Consider the following 16828-nt stretch of genomic DNA (forward strand, 5'->3'; position numbering starts at 1 on the left):
ATTTCCCCTCCTCCAGCGCACGCCCAGCCAAGGATATACCCAGCGGACCGGGAAACATTTCTGGGTAAAGCGTGAGGATTTGTGCGTGGAAGGTCATATCACAAAGGCGGCATCTATTATGATGCGGCCTTCAGCACCGGCACGCCACTCCGGCACAGCCTCAGCAGTCATTGGCACCATGAATTTCTTGCCGGGTTTGCCCTCGACGGGAGGCATCTGGATTTCCAGAACGTCGCTTGCGCCAAAATTCTCGACTGCGACGCAGGTGCCAAGATCAGTGCCATCGGTTGAGATGCATGGCAAACCAAGGAGGTCGCTATAATAATATTCGCCGTCGCCCAGTTCAGGCAAAGCCTCACGCGGCACGGTCAGCAAGGTGCTGCGCAGTTTTTCCGCAGCATTGCGATCATTGATTTCAGCAAAGCGCGCAATCGCGCCGTCCTTCGTTGGGCGAAGCGACTTAACAGTCAACGCGCCGTCATTGAAGCTTTTGTGATGTTTTAAGCTGTCCAAACTATCTGCAAACAGCTTGAGACGGACTTCACCCGTCACGCCGTGCGCGCCAGAAACGGCGGCAAGCGTGACGGTGTTGTTAGCCAAGGCTTAGCCCTCAGCCTTTTCTTCGGTTGCTTCTTCGGCTGCAGGCGCAGCTTCTTCAGCAGGTGCAGCTTCTTCCGCAACTGGCGCAGCTTCAGCCGGCGCAGCTTCTTCAGCGGCAGGCGCTTCCTCGGCGACTACTTCGGGTTCTGCCTCAGGCGCTGGAGCAGCGGCTGCTGCTGCGGCGGCTTCTTCAGCTTCGGCAAGCTTGGTAGCCTTGTCTTCAGCGCGGTCCTTGGCTTTCTGGCCTGGCTCACCCTTGTTCGGGTTGCTCTTTACCTTGCGCTCTTTGACGCCAGCGACGTCGAGAAATCGGGCGACGCGGTCCGATGGCTGGGCACCAGCCGCAAGCCAATGCTTCGCACGCTCTGTATCGAGGATCATACGCTCTGCGCTGTCTTTTGGAAGCTGTGGGTTGTAGCTGCCGATACGCTCGATGAACTTGCCATCGCGCGGCGCACGGGCGTCGGCTACGACGATTTTATAATAAGGACGCTTTTTCGAACCGCCCCGCGATAAACGCATTGATAATGCCATAAAACTAACTCACCTTTCTTAAATACAAAAATTAAAACAATATATTATTTCTTTTTATTCAGAAGTCTTGCCAAGTCAGGTGGCATGCCGCCACCGCCACCCATTCCGGGCAACCCGCCCATGCCGGGAGGAAGCGCGCCAGGAGGAAGGCCATGCATTCCCTCCATCGCGCCGCCCAAATCTCCGCCACCTTTTCCACCAAACATAGCAGCTAGGCCCTTTAGGCCACCCATCTTGCGAATGCGCTTCATGGCGCTTGCCATTTCCTGATGCATCTTGATCAGCTTGTTGACGTCTTGCACCGTCATGCCGGAGCCTTTGGCAATGCGGATTTTGCGCTTCGCGTTAAGCAGCTCTGGCTTGGCCCGCTCTTTGGGCGTCATTGATCCAATGATGGCATCCATATGCACGAGCAATTTGTCGTTCATACCGCTGGCGTCCATTGCCTGCTTGGCCTTTTTCATGCCGGGCATCATGCCAGCGAGCGCGCCGAGGCCGCCCATCTTGGTCATCTGGCGGAACTGGGTGCGCAGGTCGTCCATGTCGAACTGGCCCTTGGCCATTTTGGCCGCGAGCTTTTCCGCGTCCTCTTTTTCGACCATTTCGGACGCGCGCTCGACCAACCCAACGACATCGCCCATGCCGAGTATACGGCCTGCGACACGACTTGGGTTAAATGCCTCAATGGCGTCAAGCTTCTCGCCGACTCCAGCAAATTTGATTGGCTTGCCGGTAATAGCGCGCATCGAAAGTGCAGCACCGCCGCGCGCATCGCCATCCATCCGCGTGAGTACTATACCCGTCAAATCAACGCGTTCGCCAAAGCTTTTGGCGACGTTGACGGCGTCCTGGCCAGTAAGTGAGTCGACCACCAGCAAGATTTCCTGCGGCACCGAAACCTTTGCTACGGCCTGCATTTCGTCCATCAACTGCTGATCGACGTGCAAACGGCCAGCAGTATCGAGGATGAGGACGTCAAAACCCTGCAGCTTTGCCGCCTGCATGGCGCGCTTCGCTATGTCGACCGGCATCTGCCCCTGAACGATCGGCAAAGTCGCGACGTCAGTCTGCGTCCCAAGTGTCGCCAATTGCTCCTGCGCAGCGGGACGATTGACGTCAAGCGACGCCATCAGGACCTTTTTGCCCTGCTTGGCCTTCAACATCTTCGCGATTTTTGCGGTCGTCGTGGTTTTACCGGAACCCTGCAGACCGACCATCATGATGATCGCGGGCGGTGCAACGGCCAAGTTCAGGTCGCTTTGTTCAGCGCCCAACATTTCGACGAGTGCGTCGTTGACGATCTTGACGACTTGTTGGCCTGGCGTAACCGATTTCAGGACCTGCGCGCCAACGGCTTGCTCAGTTACCTTGTCGACGAATTCGCGGACGACGGGCAAGGCGACATCAGCCTCAAGCAAAGCAACGCGCACTTCGCGCATCGCTTCACGCACATCTGCTTCGTTCAACGCACCGCGACCACGCAGGCGATCAAACACCCCTCCTAACCGGTCGCTCAGCTTGTCAAACATCGACATTCCTTACCAATTTGCCTCAATTGAGGCATAAACGAACAAAAAGCCGGTGAGCGAATCTTCGCCGACCAGCCTGGAAACAATGGATTTCCAACATAATTTGAAGGGCAGACTTACCGCCTTGGCAGATCGCTTACCAATATGGCCAAGGTAAAGCAAATCATTCCGCGTCCAATTTTTTTCAGGTATCAGGTGAATCTGCAACCAAATGTCATCCGATTAACATTATTTTGATCATTTACCGCGACTAAGGCGATGAACGGAAAGATAATGGACTTGCAACAAATTTCCCCTGACCTATTGCCCCACGCGCCGGAACGAAAGGATCGGAATAGCCTGATCCATGCCTTTGTCATGTTTGCGGCAATTGTTATGTTTGTCACCATTGGCGGCCAGGTGGGCGCGCAAGTCATCTGGACGTGGATGGGCCATGGCGAAGGCACCAACCAGATGATGGTGACCGCCTTGTTGCTCAACATAGCGTTAATCCTCCTTACCTGGCGCCGCACCAGTGCACTAAGCGATGAAATCCATGTGTACCGTCAGGCAGAGGTCAGGGCCCAGCATCTGGCGATGACCGATCCGTTGACAAATTTGTTCAACAGGCGCGCCATTAAAGAAAAGACCGGGGAACTAAGCGCGCGCGCCGCACGTCGAGGCAAGTCGGTTGCGTTCCTGATGATCGACCTGGATGGCTTCAAGAAAGTAAATGACATCTTCGGTCATGACAGCGGCGATCTTGTGTTACGCGAGGCAGCGGACCGTATGCGGGAAGTGGTTCCCCCAAGCAGCATCATTGCGCGACTTGGCGGAGACGAATTCGGGATCTGCCTGATGTTCGAACCTGAATACCCAGAATCGGTCGACCAAATTGCAGAAGACCTTGTCGAAGCACTGGCGCGTCCGATCGCCATTTCCGATTCATCGCAAACAGTTACGGCGTCCATCGGTATCAGCCGGCCGGAGCATGATTGTGAGTCCATAGATATGCTGATGCGTCGCGCGGACATTGCGCTTTACGCTGCAAAGAAGAACGGCCGTAACGGATATAACTGGTTCGAAAACGGTATGGAACTGGAACTCCGCTCGCGCAATTCGCTAGAGGGCGATATCCGCGTCGCAATTCCCAATGACGAATTTGTTCCGTATTTTGAACAGCAGATCGACTTGAACACTGGCCAGTTGGTTGGCTTTGAAATGCTCGCCAGATGGGTTTCTCCAGTGCGGGGACTCATCTCGCCTGACGACTTTATTCCGGTCGCGGAAGACACTGGCCTTATCGGCGACCTTTCCATGAGCATTGTACGCAAGGCGATGTTGGAGGCCAAGAATTGGGACCCAATGCTGACCATGTCGATAAATATTTCGCCAGTTCAGCTAAAAGACCCCTGGCTTGCGCAGAAAATTGTGAAAATTCTGCTTGAAACCGGCTTTCCCGCAAGCCGCCTTGAAGTGGAAATCACCGAAAGTTCATTGTTTAAAAATCTTACCCTTGCGCAGTCAATTGTCGGCAGCCTCAAGAATCAAGGTATCCGCATCGCGCTCGATGACTTTGGTACTGGTTACAGCTCGCTCGCGCATTTGCGTGCCCTGCCTTTTGACCGTATCAAAATCGACCGCAGCTTTATTTCCTCCATGATGGACAATGCGGAAAGCGAGGCGATTGTGAACGTGATCGCAGGACTTGCCGCAAGTCTTAAAGTGCCGATCACTGCCGAAGGCATCGAAGACGAGCTTGTCGTTGCAAAGCTCAAGGAGCTTGGCTGTAGCAACGGGCAAGGTTGGCTTTTCGGCCAGCCCCTGAGCATTGACCAGGCTCGAGCCTTGCTTAGCCAAAAAAACATGCTGCTGCACCGCCGCAAGCGTGCACCGGCCCAATCAACGCAGCAAACGAACCTGCCTCAACGCAAAGCTTCCTGACAGCGCCCCACGTCAAACAAGCATGAACGGTGGACTATCTGCGCAGCAGTCCCTAAATCGCCGTCCATGGCGACAGGCGAATTTCACAAGATGCACGGACTGGGTAATGACTTTGTCATTATCGATGCCCGCGCACATCCGATGGACATGCCACCTGCCCGCGCGAGACAGATTGCTGACCGAAAACAGGGCATTGGCTGCGACCAGTTAATTCTGCTTCTATCCTCTGATATAGCCGATGTTGCCATGCGCATATTCAATCCGGATGGCAACGAGGTAGAAGCGTGCGGCAACGCGTCGCGCTGCGTCATCGCGTTACTGAAACAAGATCTTGAGATCGAAACCAAAGGCGGCATTATTTCTGGCCAGTTGTCAGGAGCCGATGTGACCGTGGTGATGGGTGATCCCAAATTTGATTGGCAGGATATTCCGCTCGCTTTTGCGATGGACACGCGTTCCATTCCAGTTGGTTGGTTGGAGCTGGAGAACCCTATGGCTGTGAACATGGGCAACCCACATGTGGTCTTCTTCGTGGAAAATGTGAATAATGTAGATCTGGCACAAATTGGTCCGAACATCGAACATGATGCCATTTTTCCGAAGCGCGTGAACGTCAATGTCGCATCCGTGGAAGGCAACGAAATCCACCTGAGCGTTTGGGAACGTGGCGCTGGCCTTACAGGAGCATGCGGCACCGGGGCATGCGCGACGGCGGTTGCCGGCATTAGGCAGGGAAAGGTGAACTCTCCCGTCACTGTGCATCAATCGGGCGGCAGCCTGTCGATATCATGGGCGCCGGGCGAACCAGTCATTATGACCGGCAGCGCGACTTATGTCTTTACCGGTCAGGCCGACTGGGACGATTTTGGATGAACGCCCCGCTGCAAAAACCTGAAGTCATCAGCATGGGATGCCGCCTTAACCTTGCGGAAAGCAATGCCTTGGCTGAGCAACTTGCCGGGCACGATGACATTGTCATCATCAACAGTTGTGCGGTGACCAACGAATCGGTCCGTCAAACGCGGCAAGCCATTCGTCAGGCGCACAAGCGGCGGCCGGATGCGCGCGTCTGGGTAACTGGCTGCGCTGCTCAGGTTGATCCGGAAACCTTCAGAAACATGCCGGAAGTCGCGGGGGTTTTCGGCAATCACGAAAAGCAAAATGCAGGGCTGTTACATGAGATAGTCGATCGCACGGACCGGCCAGTTGTCGTATCCGACATCATGACCATCGCGCAAACAGCGCCGCATCTTGTCACTGCCTATTCGGGCAAAACGCGTGCGTTCGTGGAGGTGCAAAATGGCTGCGATCATCGCTGCACCTTTTGCATCATCCCTTATGGTCGCGGGAACAGCCGTTCGGTCCCTGCGGGAAGCGTAATCGAACATATCCAGAAGCTTGTCGATAACGGGTTTCAAGAAGTCGTACTGACGGGCGTCGACGTCACCAGCTATGGCCACGACCTGCCCGGTCAGCCACTTCTGGGATCGCTGGTGGAACGCATATTGAAACTTGTGCCCGACCTTCCGCGCCTTCGCCTGTCTTCGATTGATGGCGTTGAAATTGACGACCGGCTGTTTGGATTGCTGACTGGTGAGGCACGCCTCATGCCGCACGTACATCTGTCATTGCAGGCAGGCGATAACATGATCCTTAAGCGGATGAAGCGCCGCCACAGCCGCGAACTGGCGATCGATCTCGTCGCCCGGCTAAAGGCAAAACGGCCAGAGATCGCCATCGGCGCAGACATCATTGCCGGCTTCCCGACCGAGGACGACGCGATGTTCGCTAACAGTGTCGACCTTGTCAGCCAATGCGGCATCGTCCACGGACATATTTTTCCCTATTCGCCCAAGAACGGCACACCTGCCGCCCGCATGCCGCAGCTACCTCCACAGATTATCAAGGCACGCGCAAAGACACTGCGCGACGCTGTGGCCGCTGAAAAAACTGCGTGGATGAATGCTCTTGTCGACACAACGCAGAACGTCGCCGTCGAAAGCGGTGGTCAGGCCGGTCATGCGGAAAATTTCGCGTATCTGAAGCTCGACAGGGTAATGGCCGAAGGCAACATTGTCGCAGCCCGCGTCACTCATATTCAAGACGGAATTTTAAAGGCAGAGGTTATCTAATGAGCGAGAATGCTGCGTGGACGGACCGTTTGTTCGGCGGCCTTAAAAAAACGTCGGGTAAGCTAACCGAGAATATCGCCGGGCTGGTCACAAAGGCAAAGCTCGAGACGAGAGATCTCGACGAGATTGAGGACGCATTGATTGCATCTGATCTTGGTCCAGCCATGGCGTCGCAAATCCGCGACAAAATAGCAGCTGGCCGATTTGATAAGGGTATTGACGGCGACGGCATTCGCCAAATCGTGGAGGATGAAATTGCCGCGGTCCTTGCGCCGGTGGCATCACCACTTGAGATTGACGCCTTTCCCCGCCCGCAAGTCATCCTGGTGATTGGCGTCAATGGGTCAGGGAAAACCACCACCATCGCAAAGCTTGCCAATCTGTTTCTGGAACAGGATTATGGCGTCATGCTCGCGGCCGGCGACACATTCCGCGCTGCTGCCATTGGCCAGTTGAAAGTATGGGCGGATCGCATTGGTGTTCCGATTGTAACCGGACCAGAAGGCGGCGACGCGGCGGGCGTTGTGTTTGACGCAGTCAAAAGAGCAACAGCCGAAGGGATCGATGTCCTCATCGTCGACACCGCCGGACGGCTCCAGAACAAGCGTGAGCTGATGGACGAACTTGCCAAGATCCGGCGCGTATTGGGTCGCTTGAATCCCGCCGCTCCGCACAATGTGGTCTTGGTGCTTGATGCCACGACTGGCCAAAACGCGCTGTCACAGATCGAAACTTTTAAGGAGGTCGCTGACGTGACCGGACTTGTTATGACAAAATTGGATGGAAGCGCGCGCGGCGGGATATTGGTGGCCGCCGCAAAGCAGTTCGGCTTGCCTATTCATGCCATTGGCGTGGGCGAGTCGATCGACGATCTCCGGCCGTTTAACGCCCAGGACGTGGCACGTGCCATAAGCGGTGGCCCATTATGAACAAAGCAACTCCCAAGCAAAAGCCATCGGGAACCCTGAACTTTATTCTCGATTTCGGGCCATTGCTGCTGTTTTTCATCGCTTCGAAATTAGGCAGTTCCGAAACTGATCCGAAGCAAGGCGCAATAGTTGGCACAGCAACCTTCATGGTCGCCATCCTAGTCGCGGTCGTCGTGTCAAAATTCAAGCTCGGCAAAATCTCGCCTATGCTAAAGCTCACCGCAGCGCTTGGCGTTTTTTTTGGTGCTCTTACAATCTGGTTCCATGACGAACGTTTCATCCAGATTAAACCGACCATTATCTATGCATTCTTTGCCGTCCTGCTGCTCGGCGGCTGGCTGCGCGGGAAGGCAATGCTCAAATTTGTTCTGGAACACGCCTATCAAGGGCTGAACGAGACGGGCTGGATGAAACTGTCCCTGAGCTGGGGACTGTTTTTCCTCGCATTGGCGGGCCTGAATGAAATATTCCGGCGCCCAGAATGGTTTTCGTTCGACACCTGGCTTTCAATAAAAGTGTGGGGTGTAACTGCCCTTACCTTTTTATTCGCGTTGGCCAATATACCCATGCTCATGCGTCACGGGCTGAAGCTCGGCGACGACGCCGAGCTTCCCCCGCAAGGCTAGTCGCCTTTACTGGTCAGCGCGTGATACGCCGCTTCCGTCGAGATTTTGCGCGACAAATTCCCAGTTGATTGCCTGTTTCAGCAAGGCATCGACATAGTCCGGACGGGCGTTGCGATAATCGATATAATAAGCATGTTCCCAAACATCGATGGTCAGCAACGGCTTCATGTCATGCGCCACCGGGGTATCTGCGTCATGAAGCGACGTGATTTTGAGATTATCGCCATCGATTATGAGCCATGCCCATCCGCTGGCAAAATGGCCCACGGCCTCCTCTTTCAGTTTCGCAAGCATATCTTCGTGGCTGCCAAAGCTTTTCTCGATCATGGACTTGAGAGTGCCAGTTGGCGATTGCTGCTCAGGCGTAAGACATTTCCAGTAAAAGCTGTGGTTCCAGATTTGCGCTGCGTTGTTGAACAAAGCCTTGTTGCCTTGGGCCTTGGCCGCCGCAATTACATCAACCAATGATGCGTCTGCCAAAGCTCCATCCTCCGCTACGAGCGCATTGGTTTTGTCCACATAGGCTTTGTGATGCTTGCCGTGATGATAGTCAAACGTCTCTGCAGAGATGAGATCACCAAATGCAGATGTGTCATATGGGAGCTCAGGAAGGATGAAGGGCATGGCTAATCTTTCTTTATCAGTCGGTTCGTAACCAAACGTGTGAAACCAAAGCCCGTTCCGTCGGTCACGCGTGTCGCGCGCAGAAACTATGTGACAAGCCTCGGTCAGCCAGATAGTCAGCAGCACATCAGGGGCAATACACCTGAATGCCTACAGGAGGAAAAAATGGCGAAATTTTTTGGAAATTTACATCTGGTGCTGGTCGCTGGCTTGGTGCTGTCATTTGCATTGATGTTTGGCCTGCACGGCGACGAGGTGTCCGCGCAGACGATCACGCGTTGGCTGCACACATTTTTTGGAATCGTCTGGATCGGATTATTATACTATTTCAACTTTGTACAAATCCCGACCATGCCGAAAATTCCTGCTGAACTAAAACCGGGTATTTCGAAGCATATCGCCCCATCAGCGTTGTTCTTCTTCCGATGGAGCGCAGCGCTCACCGTTTTACTTGGTCTGATCATCTCGGTTCAAGCCGGCTATGGACACCAAGCGTTCGCGCTGCAGGATCCCTACAAGCTGATCGGCGTTGGTATGTGGCTTGCCGTTATCATGGCCTTCAACGTTTGGTTCATAATCTGGCCAAACCAGAAGAAAGCTCTTGGCATTGTTGAAGCCGACGACGCGACAAAGGCCAAGGCCGCAAGCACAGCGATGATGACATCGCGTCTCAACACATTGCTGTCTATCCCGATGCTTTATACCATGGTCAGCTTTAACGGCGGCTGATTTTCGGTATTCTCGTTTGAAGAAGGGGGCGGCAAATGCCGCCTCTTTTTTATCCCAACAGGTCGTGTTTCTTCAAAGTATGACGAAGTTGATCATAGCTGAGATTGAGCGACTTGGCGGTTTGGCGCTGATTATAGCGGCACTTGGCGAGCGCCTGTTCAAGCACGGCCCTTTCGAATTTCTCGGTAGCCTCGCGAAAGTCGGTTACATCAACCGCTTGGCTAAGGTCCGTGGAAAATCGTGGCTCGGCGACATTGTTCTGGTTATCCGCCTGTACTTGAGCCGGGGCCGAGGCAGCAACACCACCGCGCCACGGGCTGTCGAACGGGTCGAACTGGATATAGTCCACAGGTTGCGACGGGTCGGCCCAACGATACACGGCGCGTTCGACAACATTGCGCAGTTCGCGCACATTACCTGGCCACAAATGGTTTTCCAGCGCTCGGGTCGCGACTTCGCCAAATCCGGGCCAGCCGTTCCACCCAAGTTCCGCCGCCATTTTGCGCCCATAATATTCGGACAATACCTCGATATCGCCCTCACGCACGCGCAGCGGCGGCAGGGTAATGACTTCAAAACACAGCCGGTCAAGTAGGTCGGCCCTGAACCGTCCCTTATCTACCATATTGGGTAAATGTTCATTGGTTGCGGCCACAATGCGTACATCGACGCGCATGGGCCGCGATGACCCGATACGGGTGACCTCGCCATACTCCACTGCGCGTAGCAGACGCTCCTGCGCACCCATGCTTAATGTGCCAAGCTCATCCAGAAACAATGTGCCGCCATCAGCCTCTTCGAACCGGCCCTCGCGCGCGCGCGTTGCGCCTGTGAAGGCACCTGCTTCATGGCCGAACAGCTCCGCTTCGATCAAAGTCTCTGGCAAAGCTGCACAGTTTATAGTGACCAGCGGTCCATCCCATCGTGAACTCAGGCGATGAAGACGTTCGGCAATCAACTCCTTGCCCGTCCCGCGCTCGCCTACCACCAGCACTGGCCTGTTTAAAGGCGCAGCGCGACTTGCGCGCTCGACGGCATCTAAAAATGCCGATGATTGACCAATAAATTGAACGCTATCCCGATCCATTTTCAAACATTGGCATATTTCACCATAGAGTGGCAATAATTACTAGCATACACTGGCCACAATTTTCACCAAATGGCGGAAATGTGCGAAAATAAACAAATTGGCACGGTCCCTGCAAAGTATCCTGCAAGTCGGCGAAACACCGGCAACCAACAAAGGGAAGAAACGAGATGCTTAAAGATATCGGAACAAGCAACAATCCAAACGGACAAGAAAGCCGTCTTTGGCTGGCTGTCGCATTATCCATCTCGATGATCTTCACCAGCTATGCAGTGTCCGTTCTCAACCATAATAACGATGGAGAGATGAACGTCCAAAATTATAACCATAGGCCGTTCGTGGTCAGCTATCTTGCCTGATTACGAAAGCCTGCGACCGAAGTGCCCCAGCTCCCCCCTACCCTCCCAAAGGTACCCGGTCGCCCCCATTTTTAGTAGAGTCGCCAACAAACATTATCGGAGTTACCCAATGGGCATATTTTCACGAACCCGCGACATCATTGCCGCCAATGTGACCGACCTGCTCGACAAGTCGCAAGACCCAGCCAAGATGATCCGCATGATCATTCTGGAAATGGAAGAAACGCTTGTCGAAGTCCGGGCTTCGGCGGCGCGTACAATTGCAGATCAGAAGGAGTTGCGCCGCCATATTGACAAGCTGAACACGCTTGAGGTCGATTGGACGGATAAAGCACATCTCGCACTGTCCAAGGGTCGTGAGGACCTTGCAAAGGCCGCGTTGCTAGAAAAGCGTAAGGCCACCGATATGAAGGATCAGTTGACTGCTGAAGTTGACGTCCTGAACGACGCTCTCAAAGCTTCGGAGCAGGACATTCACAAGCTGCAGAAAAAGCTTGCCGACGCCCGCAGCCGCCAGAATGCGCTCATGACTCGTCTCGAAAGTGCCGAGAACCAGGTAAAGCTGCGCACGATGTATAATGGTGACAAGGTCCGCGAGGCTTTCTCCCGCTTTGACGTCCTTGAACGCCGCGTTGACGAGGCTCAGGGATATGCGGACTCACTGTCCATCGGGTCCGAGGCACCACGTACCTTGGGCGATGAAATCGCCGCGCTGGAGTCGTTCGACGTCGTGGATGCCGAACTTGAAGAAATGAAAAAGGCCATGAAGGCCGACCACCAGAAGGAAGGCTAAACATGGAAGATGTACTCGTTCCAGTCATGGTCGTGGGGATGCTTTTTGTGGCACTCCCTTGGCTCGTTCTCCACTATGTCACCCGTTGGAAAACCGCTGCGACATTAACAAATGACGATGAACGCATGCTTGGAGACATGCATGAGTTGGCGCGCAGACTGGAGGATCGTCTCGACACTGTCGAACGGCTTGTTGCACAAGAAAATCCAGAATGGCAGCCGCGCCGCATTGAACTCGATACACCAGATTTTGACCCGGAAAATGTTCGCAGGCTGGAAAGGAACCGCTGAAATGTCAGGGAAACACACCAAATTTTATCTCGATAAGCAGAACGCCAAATGGAAAGGCGTTTGCGCCGGGATAGCCGATTATACCGGCGTCGATGTTCTCTGGGTTCGCTTGGGCATTGTTATGCTCACGCTCATGGGTGGCTTCCCCTGGACGCTAATCGCTTACATGATCACTGCATGGATGGCCAATCAGAAGCCAATCCACTTGTATACAGATGATCGTGAGGAACAGAAATTCTGGCAGGGCGTGCGTCAATCACCGGCCCGCACCACCCGCGACATTCGTTCGCGCTTTCGCGAGATCGACCACCGGCTGGCCGAAATGGAAACCTATTATGTCAGCAACAACAAACAGCTGGCCGAGGAAATTGAAAGCCTGCGTTGAACGCTTTGCGCTGAAAGGAACATAGAATGTTTACAATCATCATCCTTGGCCTGATCGGGTGGTTTGCCTACCGCCATTTTGCCCAGAAAAAACGCCAGGCAGACCGCCGCAATTGGAGTGTTGATTTCCGCGACACACCACACCGGCCCGTCACCCGCCGCCTTCCCTGGAAAGAATTCAAATGAGCTGGAGCAGCCCTGTACTGGTCATTGGTATCGTTGCATTATGTTATGGCGGATGGCTTCTCAACAACTGGATAAGGGCCAAGCATGGCTATCCATTGGAAAATGAATGGGGCGGGACATCCAGCCGTGTTGACGCGGAAGCAGAACGCAAGATCATGCTGCTGAGCAACGAGAATGAAACACTGAACAGCAAGATTGGACATCTCGAAGAACGCGTCGCGGTGCTTGAAAGGATCGTGACTGACAAAGCAGGACGCTTGTCTGAAGAAATCGAACGACTGCGCTAATGCGCTAATAGGAGGCAAAAGATGGATCCGGAAAAACTCGCCATGATAACTGCCATTGGTCCCATGATCGGCATCGGCATCGTGTCTATCTCAGCCGGATGGGTGCTGACGACTTGGATGCGGATTAAAAACGGCTATCCGCTTGACGGTGCATGGGGACAGGCCGTGTATCCCAAAAATGATCAGGAAGCCGTTGAGCGGGTAAAACTGCTTAGTCAGGAAAACGCTCAACTGCGTGCGGAACTGGGTTCGATAAAGGACCGCCTCGCCAATATTGAGAAAATAGTTGTCGATGACAGCCACAGGCTCACATCCGAAATCGAGGCCCTGCGCGGCCCAAGCAACTGAGGGAATCTATCATGTCACAAGATACCGTGTTTGCGTTGATACCGATACTTGGGATCAGCTGTGGCTTGCTCGCAATTTTTGCCGGTGCGATTTTTCGGCCCTGGATGAAAATGAAAGAGCGCCAGATGGAATTGAATGCGCAAAGCGTCGCAGAGAAAGCAGCGCAATACGCCTCAAATCAATCGCAACTGCTGGAACGGGTTGCCGTGCTGGAGCGCATCGTTACAGATCAGGGCTATAGTCTCGCAAAAGAAATTGAAAGTTTGCGTAGCTTGCCAGAAGCAATTGTTCCAACACACGAAAAGGAGTTGCTGAAATGATTGGCGACCCATTCACAATGGTGGTGGCAATTGTTCTGATCGTCACGATTGGCAAGGTCCTGAGCAGTCGGCACAAGGCGCGGCACGCCGCCGATGTAGACGAAAACGCGATTGGTAATACGACGCAGCGAATTTCCAGCAATCCCGATACCCAAGGCATGCAGGACGAAATTCGTGCGTTGAAAGAACGCATCCAGGTACTGGAACGCATCGCGACAGATACCAGTAGCGCCAACGATCTTAACCGTCAGATTGAGGAACTGCGTAGCCGGTGACGGCACGCAGAGCGAAAGGAAGGAATCATGGATCAGGATCCCAACCTCTACATCATAATCGGGGCTTTTGCCGTCCTGTGTGTCGGGATTGTATCTTCGCTTGGGTTGCGTGGGTGGCGCGATTGGATAGCATTGAAGCATGCCGAACTCGACGTCATGCGCCGTGGAAGCGACGGGCCAGTGCCGTCCGCCACCTCTCGTATTGAAGTCGCCGATTTGAAAGAACGCGTCAAAAGGCTTGAGGCAATTGCAGCAGGGATTGATATCTGAGCCTTGCGGCCATATGCGACTTTGCATGACCACGCTCAACGACATCCAGGAAGAGTATGAATTTCTTGAGGCTGACGACCGCTATCGTCTTTTAATTGAGCTTGGCCGCGAACTCGCACCCATGCCGGAGGCGCTAAAGACCGATGCGACATTGGTGAGAGGCTGCTCGGCAAGCGTATGGGTGTACCCTGTTGCGGAAAATGGCAGGCTGACGTTTTTGGCCGATAGCAACGCCGCGATTACAAAAGGCATCATTGCGCTGGTATTAAAAACCGTCGATACGAAAGAAGCGGCCCAAATTCTGGACACCGACATTGAAGGCGCGCTTGCGCCGTTCGACCTGAAAAACCAGCTCAGTTCCAACCGCACACAAGGCATTCCGAACATGATTGCGCTCATACGAGAGACTGCTGCCCGTTACGCTAGCTGAAGTTGGGATTTTAGCCCTTCCACTCGCGCCGTTCTTCGGCAACGCGCAAGACATCATATGCCGCCTGCCCCGCCTGAAATGCTTTTGCAGCATCGTCATTGCCTGGGTTGACATCAGGATGCGTTTCTTTGGCAATTTTGCGCCAGGCCTTTTTCGCATCTTCAAAAGTGGAATCGCTTTCAAGGCCTAATATATCAAGCGCGTGCATCTCGTCACGGCTTCGGCTGCCATCTCCGGAACCGGCCCAGCCATAATGTGCCGATTCCTTATATCCCGAAGAATCGCGCCGCTCATTTGCTTCACGCTCTTCAGCCTCCTCCTTGGTCAGCCCCTCAAAATAATCATATCCGCGATTATACTCCGCCGCATGTTCCTCGCAGAACATCCACCGATCCGGGTTGTTGGGAGACTTTGGCGCCGGGCAATCGCCCGCCTTGTTACAACCGTACCGGTCGCACAAGCGCACTTGTTGTGCTTCGCTGCTGCTGCCGTAGCCGCGCCAGCGGGGGAAACCCCAGTCATTTCGTCTAGTGGAACGAGCCATGCCGCCGACTTAGCGACAGCATGCGCATTTTGCTAGGGGCGTATACGCATTTATGCGCCGGAAAGCGCGCCGCCCATCATCGGGTTGCCAAAGAACATCGAATATACAAGTCCTACAATGATGCCGGATATGATGAGGGCAAGCACAATATAGATGAGCACAATGACAACAGTGAAACCCGCAACCTTTTCTTGCGGCACGCCAAGCACGGGGTTTAACCCTAAGTAGATAAGGTAGACGACATAGGCTATTGCGGCGATGGTCACCAAGGCACCAAGAAATGGAATCCAGCTTATCAACGCCACCAACCATGTGGGTGTGCTGGCGTACGTCATCAATTTCATTGCCTGCAGCTTGTCTAAGGTTCCGTTAAAGCTTGGCGATACGATGTTAACAATCGTCCCCATGAGATAAAGGGTTATCAGGGACAGGATAAAACTGACCAGAGCCATGCCGGCAATTGCCGTAAGCCCCATGGACATGCCACCATCACCAAGTCCGGTCATGCCGGCGGCAGATATGCCAAGTACTCCATTAAACAAAATGGCGGACACCAGAGGGATTAGTGCCAATATCACCGCATAGCCACTAAACAGTCCACCGATGGTAGCCGGCTCACCGGCTATAATTTTCCATTCCTCGGACGGCCGTAAAATGATATTTTTCGCGCGATCCACAATCGACATTGACTTACCCCTCAGGAATTCGTTCGGCACTGAACAGAACATATTGACGGCAATATGTAAATGATGACGTTAGCGTCAATCGGGGGGCAGAAGATGATAGGGTTTTCCAGAATTTTGGTCGCGACAATTGGGCTTTTTGCGTTACTCGGCGTCAGCCAACATTGGTTCAATCTCGACGCCGTAGAAGCGGAACGCGGATTGCAGGCCATAGGCCAGATCGGCCGCGCCAATTTACGTGCCGACGTCGGCGGACTTTTCCTTGGAATCGGATGCTTTGCACTGTTCGCTGCTGCGCGGCAAAACAGAAACGCCCTCATTGCAGCATCGGTCTTGTTAGGCGCCACTTTGCTTGGCCGTTTCGTCAGTGTGGTGATTGATGGCTACAGCGCCGATGTCTCGCCGCCGGTAATCGTTGAAGCAATTGTGATCGCGACACTCCTCGCCGCGCACCGCCTTTGGGGTAAAATGCCAGAGGGTCTATAAGCCGGGTTCTGTCCACGCCTTACGGCGTTGTGCGACCATTCATCTAGGCGAAGCATTGCTGCGCCGCTCATGCAACCAACCCGGGCGACTGGCAGGAGGATGCCATATGCCGCCCCTATTCGGTTTTGCTCCCGGTGGGGTTTGCCATGCCGTTTCTGTTACCAGAAACGCGGTGCGCTCTTACCGCACCGTTTCGACCTGGCCGCATCGAAATGCGGTGGACTATTTTCTGTGGCACTTTCCCTAAAATCGCTTTCGCCGGACGTTATCCGGCACCGTTCCTCGCTGGAGCCCGGACTTTCCTCCCGCACCTCGCAAGCGAAATGCCGGCGGCCGCCCGGCCCTCTGGCGCCTCAGCCGATAGCAGGTCCGCCTTCATGTTCCAAGAGAAGGCTCCACAATATGGCACGGCATTGCCCGTCGATGATTCCATCAACTTTTTCGGGTCGGAATCGGCGCT

Annotated in this window: 24 protein-coding genes, 1 other RNA gene and 2 pseudogenes; 17 read left to right on the top strand and 10 right to left on the bottom strand. The window is 54.1% G+C overall.

Annotation, left to right across the window (positions count from 1 at the left end):
* From ACK4S7_RS10980 to ffh, 4 genes and pseudogenes are all read right to left on the bottom strand, one after another.
* Positions 1–97: pseudogene (locus ACK4S7_RS10980) on the bottom strand (tRNA (guanosine(37)-N1)-methyltransferase TrmD); the annotation flags it as partial.
* On the bottom strand, positions 94–600 hold the full coding sequence (gene rimM, locus ACK4S7_RS10985) for a ribosome maturation factor RimM (protein WP_409646755.1): 507 nt from the start codon (positions 598–600) through the stop codon (positions 94–96). The pseudogene ACK4S7_RS10980 and the gene rimM, both read right to left, overlap by 4 nt.
* A gap of 3 nt (positions 601–603) precedes the next feature.
* Positions 604–1134 carry a 30S ribosomal protein S16 gene (gene rpsP, locus ACK4S7_RS10990; RefSeq protein WP_409646757.1) on the bottom strand — a complete coding sequence of 177 codons (531 nt, stop codon included), beginning with the start codon at positions 1132–1134 and terminating at the stop codon, positions 604–606.
* 44 nt (positions 1135–1178) lie between these two features.
* A complete protein-coding gene (ffh, locus tag ACK4S7_RS10995) occupies positions 1179–2663 on the bottom strand; it encodes a signal recognition particle protein (RefSeq protein WP_409646759.1) in 1485 nt (494 codons plus the stop codon).
* 273 nt (positions 2664–2936) lie between these two features.
* Between ffh and ACK4S7_RS11000 the strand changes: the two genes are divergently transcribed.
* The 5 genes from ACK4S7_RS11000 to ACK4S7_RS11020 all read left to right on the top strand — a co-directional run bounded on the left by ACK4S7_RS11000 (position 2937) and on the right by ACK4S7_RS11020 (position 8273).
* Complete coding sequence (locus ACK4S7_RS11000; RefSeq protein WP_409646761.1) at positions 2937–4586, top strand: putative bifunctional diguanylate cyclase/phosphodiesterase; 1650 nt, start codon at positions 2937–2939, stop codon at positions 4584–4586.
* A gap of 66 nt (positions 4587–4652) precedes the next feature.
* Positions 4653–5459 carry a diaminopimelate epimerase gene (gene dapF, locus ACK4S7_RS11005; RefSeq protein ID WP_409646763.1) on the top strand — a complete coding sequence of 269 codons (807 nt, stop codon included), beginning with the start codon at positions 4653–4655 and terminating at the stop codon, positions 5457–5459.
* An 8-nt stretch (positions 5460–5467) separates the two neighbouring features.
* The gene (gene mtaB / locus ACK4S7_RS11010; protein ID WP_409646796.1) at positions 5468–6718 is read left to right on the top strand and encodes a tRNA (N(6)-L-threonylcarbamoyladenosine(37)-C(2))-methylthiotransferase MtaB; all 1251 of its coding nucleotides are present in this window, start codon (positions 5468–5470) and stop codon (positions 6716–6718) included.
* Positions 6718–7647 (top strand): signal recognition particle-docking protein FtsY, encoded by a 930-nt coding sequence (ftsY, locus tag ACK4S7_RS11015; protein WP_409646765.1) that lies wholly within the window; start codon positions 6718–6720, stop codon positions 7645–7647. The genes mtaB and ftsY overlap by 1 nt, the downstream gene beginning before the upstream one ends.
* Positions 7644–8273 (top strand): inner membrane-spanning protein YciB, encoded by a 630-nt coding sequence (locus tag ACK4S7_RS11020; protein ID WP_409646766.1) that lies wholly within the window; start codon positions 7644–7646, stop codon positions 8271–8273. The genes ftsY and ACK4S7_RS11020 overlap by 4 nt, the downstream gene beginning before the upstream one ends.
* 6 nt (positions 8274–8279) lie before the next feature.
* On the opposite strand, the gene ACK4S7_RS11025 is transcribed toward ACK4S7_RS11020, so the two are convergent.
* Positions 8280–8897, bottom strand: coding sequence for a superoxide dismutase (locus tag ACK4S7_RS11025; protein ID WP_409646798.1), 618 nt, complete (start codon positions 8895–8897; stop codon positions 8280–8282).
* A 165-nt stretch (positions 8898–9062) separates the two neighbouring features.
* Between ACK4S7_RS11025 and ACK4S7_RS11030 the strand changes: the two genes are divergently transcribed.
* Positions 9063–9626: a urate hydroxylase PuuD gene (locus ACK4S7_RS11030; protein WP_409646768.1), complete on the top strand. Its 564-nt coding sequence runs from the start codon at positions 9063–9065 to the stop codon at positions 9624–9626.
* Between the two features lie 49 nt (positions 9627–9675).
* Here ACK4S7_RS11030 and pspF read toward each other — a convergent pair whose 3' ends face one another.
* The gene (gene pspF / locus ACK4S7_RS11035; protein WP_409646770.1) at positions 9676–10713 is read right to left on the bottom strand and encodes a phage shock protein operon transcriptional activator; all 1038 of its coding nucleotides are present in this window, start codon (positions 10711–10713) and stop codon (positions 9676–9678) included.
* A 170-nt stretch (positions 10714–10883) separates the two neighbouring features.
* Here pspF and ACK4S7_RS11040 point away from each other — a divergent pair, with 170 nt between their 5' ends.
* The 11 genes from ACK4S7_RS11040 to ACK4S7_RS11090 all read left to right on the top strand — a co-directional run bounded on the left by ACK4S7_RS11040 (position 10884) and on the right by ACK4S7_RS11090 (position 14655).
* Positions 10884–11072 (top strand): hypothetical protein, encoded by a 189-nt coding sequence (locus ACK4S7_RS11040; RefSeq protein WP_409646772.1) that lies wholly within the window; start codon positions 10884–10886, stop codon positions 11070–11072.
* A 109-nt stretch (positions 11073–11181) separates the two neighbouring features.
* Complete coding sequence (pspA, locus tag ACK4S7_RS11045) at positions 11182–11865, top strand: phage shock protein PspA (RefSeq protein WP_409646774.1); 684 nt, start codon at positions 11182–11184, stop codon at positions 11863–11865.
* A gap of 2 nt (positions 11866–11867) precedes the next feature.
* Complete coding sequence (gene pspB, locus ACK4S7_RS11050) at positions 11868–12155, top strand: envelope stress response membrane protein PspB (RefSeq protein ID WP_409646775.1); 288 nt, start codon at positions 11868–11870, stop codon at positions 12153–12155.
* Between the two features lies 1 nt (position 12156).
* Positions 12157–12540, top strand: coding sequence for an envelope stress response membrane protein PspC (pspC, locus tag ACK4S7_RS11055; RefSeq protein WP_409646777.1), 384 nt, complete (start codon positions 12157–12159; stop codon positions 12538–12540).
* Positions 12541–12566: 26 nt separating this feature from the next.
* Positions 12567–12725 carry a hypothetical protein gene (locus tag ACK4S7_RS11060; RefSeq protein ID WP_409646779.1) on the top strand — a complete coding sequence of 53 codons (159 nt, stop codon included), beginning with the start codon at positions 12567–12569 and terminating at the stop codon, positions 12723–12725.
* Positions 12722–13012: a hypothetical protein gene (locus ACK4S7_RS11065; RefSeq protein ID WP_409646781.1), complete on the top strand. Its 291-nt coding sequence runs from the start codon at positions 12722–12724 to the stop codon at positions 13010–13012. Before ACK4S7_RS11060 ends, ACK4S7_RS11065 begins: the two co-directional genes overlap by 4 nt.
* Positions 13013–13033: 21 nt before the next feature.
* The gene (locus ACK4S7_RS11070; protein WP_409646783.1) at positions 13034–13360 is read left to right on the top strand and encodes a hypothetical protein; all 327 of its coding nucleotides are present in this window, start codon (positions 13034–13036) and stop codon (positions 13358–13360) included.
* 11 nt (positions 13361–13371) lie between these two features.
* On the top strand, positions 13372–13680 hold the full coding sequence (locus tag ACK4S7_RS11075) for a hypothetical protein (RefSeq protein WP_409646785.1): 309 nt from the start codon (positions 13372–13374) through the stop codon (positions 13678–13680).
* Entirely contained in the window at positions 13677–13955 is a 279-nt protein-coding gene (locus ACK4S7_RS11080) for a hypothetical protein (protein ID WP_409646786.1), read from the top strand. Before ACK4S7_RS11075 ends, ACK4S7_RS11080 begins: the two co-directional genes overlap by 4 nt.
* A 27-nt stretch (positions 13956–13982) precedes the next feature.
* Complete coding sequence (locus ACK4S7_RS11085; RefSeq protein ID WP_409646788.1) at positions 13983–14225, top strand: hypothetical protein; 243 nt, start codon at positions 13983–13985, stop codon at positions 14223–14225.
* A gap of 25 nt (positions 14226–14250) precedes the next feature.
* Complete coding sequence (locus tag ACK4S7_RS11090; RefSeq protein ID WP_409646790.1) at positions 14251–14655, top strand: SufE family protein; 405 nt, start codon at positions 14251–14253, stop codon at positions 14653–14655.
* A gap of 10 nt (positions 14656–14665) precedes the next feature.
* On the opposite strand, the gene ACK4S7_RS11095 is transcribed toward ACK4S7_RS11090, so the two are convergent.
* From ACK4S7_RS11095 to ACK4S7_RS11110, 4 genes and pseudogenes are all read right to left on the bottom strand, one after another.
* Positions 14666–15199 carry a J domain-containing protein gene (locus ACK4S7_RS11095; RefSeq protein WP_409646792.1) on the bottom strand — a complete coding sequence of 178 codons (534 nt, stop codon included), beginning with the start codon at positions 15197–15199 and terminating at the stop codon, positions 14666–14668.
* Between the two features lie 50 nt (positions 15200–15249).
* Positions 15250–15885: a Yip1 family protein gene (locus ACK4S7_RS11100; RefSeq protein WP_409646794.1), complete on the bottom strand. Its 636-nt coding sequence runs from the start codon at positions 15883–15885 to the stop codon at positions 15250–15252.
* A 464-nt stretch (positions 15886–16349) separates the two neighbouring features.
* An RNA gene (gene rnpB, locus ACK4S7_RS11105) (RNase P RNA component class A) lies at positions 16350–16717 on the bottom strand.
* 4 nt (positions 16718–16721) lie between these two features.
* A pseudogene (locus ACK4S7_RS11110) lies at positions 16722–16828 on the bottom strand (N-acetylmuramoyl-L-alanine amidase); the annotation flags it as partial.

Origin of the sequence: Sphingorhabdus sp. (assembly GCF_046292425.1) — a bacterium.
Taxonomy (GTDB): domain Bacteria; phylum Pseudomonadota; class Alphaproteobacteria; order Sphingomonadales; family Sphingomonadaceae; genus Sphingorhabdus_B.

Excerpts from the sequence above, each read along its gene's own strand:
- pspA (WP_409646774.1), top strand. The coding sequence starts at position 11,182 with ATGGGCATATTTTCACGAACCCGCGACATCATTGCCGCCAATGTGACC.
- ACK4S7_RS11060 (WP_409646779.1), top strand. The coding sequence starts at position 12,567 with ATGTTTACAATCATCATCCTTGGCCTGATCGGGTGGTTTGCCTACCGC.
- ACK4S7_RS11000 (WP_409646761.1), top strand. The coding sequence starts at position 2,937 with ATGGACTTGCAACAAATTTCCCCTGACCTATTGCCCCACGCGCCGGAA.
- ffh (WP_409646759.1), bottom strand. The coding sequence starts at position 2,663 with ATGTTTGACAAGCTGAGCGACCGGTTAGGAGGGGTGTTTGATCGCCTG.
- ftsY (WP_409646765.1), top strand. The coding sequence starts at position 6,718 with ATGAGCGAGAATGCTGCGTGGACGGACCGTTTGTTCGGCGGCCTTAAA.
- ACK4S7_RS11020 (WP_409646766.1), top strand. The coding sequence starts at position 7,644 with ATGAACAAAGCAACTCCCAAGCAAAAGCCATCGGGAACCCTGAACTTT.
- pspC (WP_409646777.1), top strand. The coding sequence starts at position 12,157 with ATGTCAGGGAAACACACCAAATTTTATCTCGATAAGCAGAACGCCAAA.
- ACK4S7_RS11040 (WP_409646772.1), top strand. The coding sequence starts at position 10,884 with ATGCTTAAAGATATCGGAACAAGCAACAATCCAAACGGACAAGAAAGC.
- dapF (WP_409646763.1), top strand. The coding sequence starts at position 4,653 with ATGGCGACAGGCGAATTTCACAAGATGCACGGACTGGGTAATGACTTT.
- ACK4S7_RS11100 (WP_409646794.1), bottom strand. The coding sequence starts at position 15,885 with ATGTCGATTGTGGATCGCGCGAAAAATATCATTTTACGGCCGTCCGAG.
- ACK4S7_RS11065 (WP_409646781.1), top strand. The coding sequence starts at position 12,722 with ATGAGCTGGAGCAGCCCTGTACTGGTCATTGGTATCGTTGCATTATGT.
- ACK4S7_RS11085 (WP_409646788.1), top strand. The coding sequence starts at position 13,983 with ATGGATCAGGATCCCAACCTCTACATCATAATCGGGGCTTTTGCCGTC.
- ACK4S7_RS11030 (WP_409646768.1), top strand. The coding sequence starts at position 9,063 with ATGGCGAAATTTTTTGGAAATTTACATCTGGTGCTGGTCGCTGGCTTG.
- pspB (WP_409646775.1), top strand. The coding sequence starts at position 11,868 with ATGGAAGATGTACTCGTTCCAGTCATGGTCGTGGGGATGCTTTTTGTG.
- ACK4S7_RS11095 (WP_409646792.1), bottom strand. The coding sequence starts at position 15,199 with ATGGCTCGTTCCACTAGACGAAATGACTGGGGTTTCCCCCGCTGGCGC.
- pspF (WP_409646770.1), bottom strand. The coding sequence starts at position 10,713 with ATGGATCGGGATAGCGTTCAATTTATTGGTCAATCATCGGCATTTTTA.
- ACK4S7_RS11070 (WP_409646783.1), top strand. The coding sequence starts at position 13,034 with ATGGATCCGGAAAAACTCGCCATGATAACTGCCATTGGTCCCATGATC.
- ACK4S7_RS11080 (WP_409646786.1), top strand. The coding sequence starts at position 13,677 with ATGATTGGCGACCCATTCACAATGGTGGTGGCAATTGTTCTGATCGTC.
- ACK4S7_RS11090 (WP_409646790.1), top strand. The coding sequence starts at position 14,251 with ATGACCACGCTCAACGACATCCAGGAAGAGTATGAATTTCTTGAGGCT.
- ACK4S7_RS11075 (WP_409646785.1), top strand. The coding sequence starts at position 13,372 with ATGTCACAAGATACCGTGTTTGCGTTGATACCGATACTTGGGATCAGC.
- ACK4S7_RS11025 (WP_409646798.1), bottom strand. The coding sequence starts at position 8,897 with ATGCCCTTCATCCTTCCTGAGCTCCCATATGACACATCTGCATTTGGT.
- rpsP (WP_409646757.1), bottom strand. The coding sequence starts at position 1,134 with ATGGCATTATCAATGCGTTTATCGCGGGGCGGTTCGAAAAAGCGTCCT.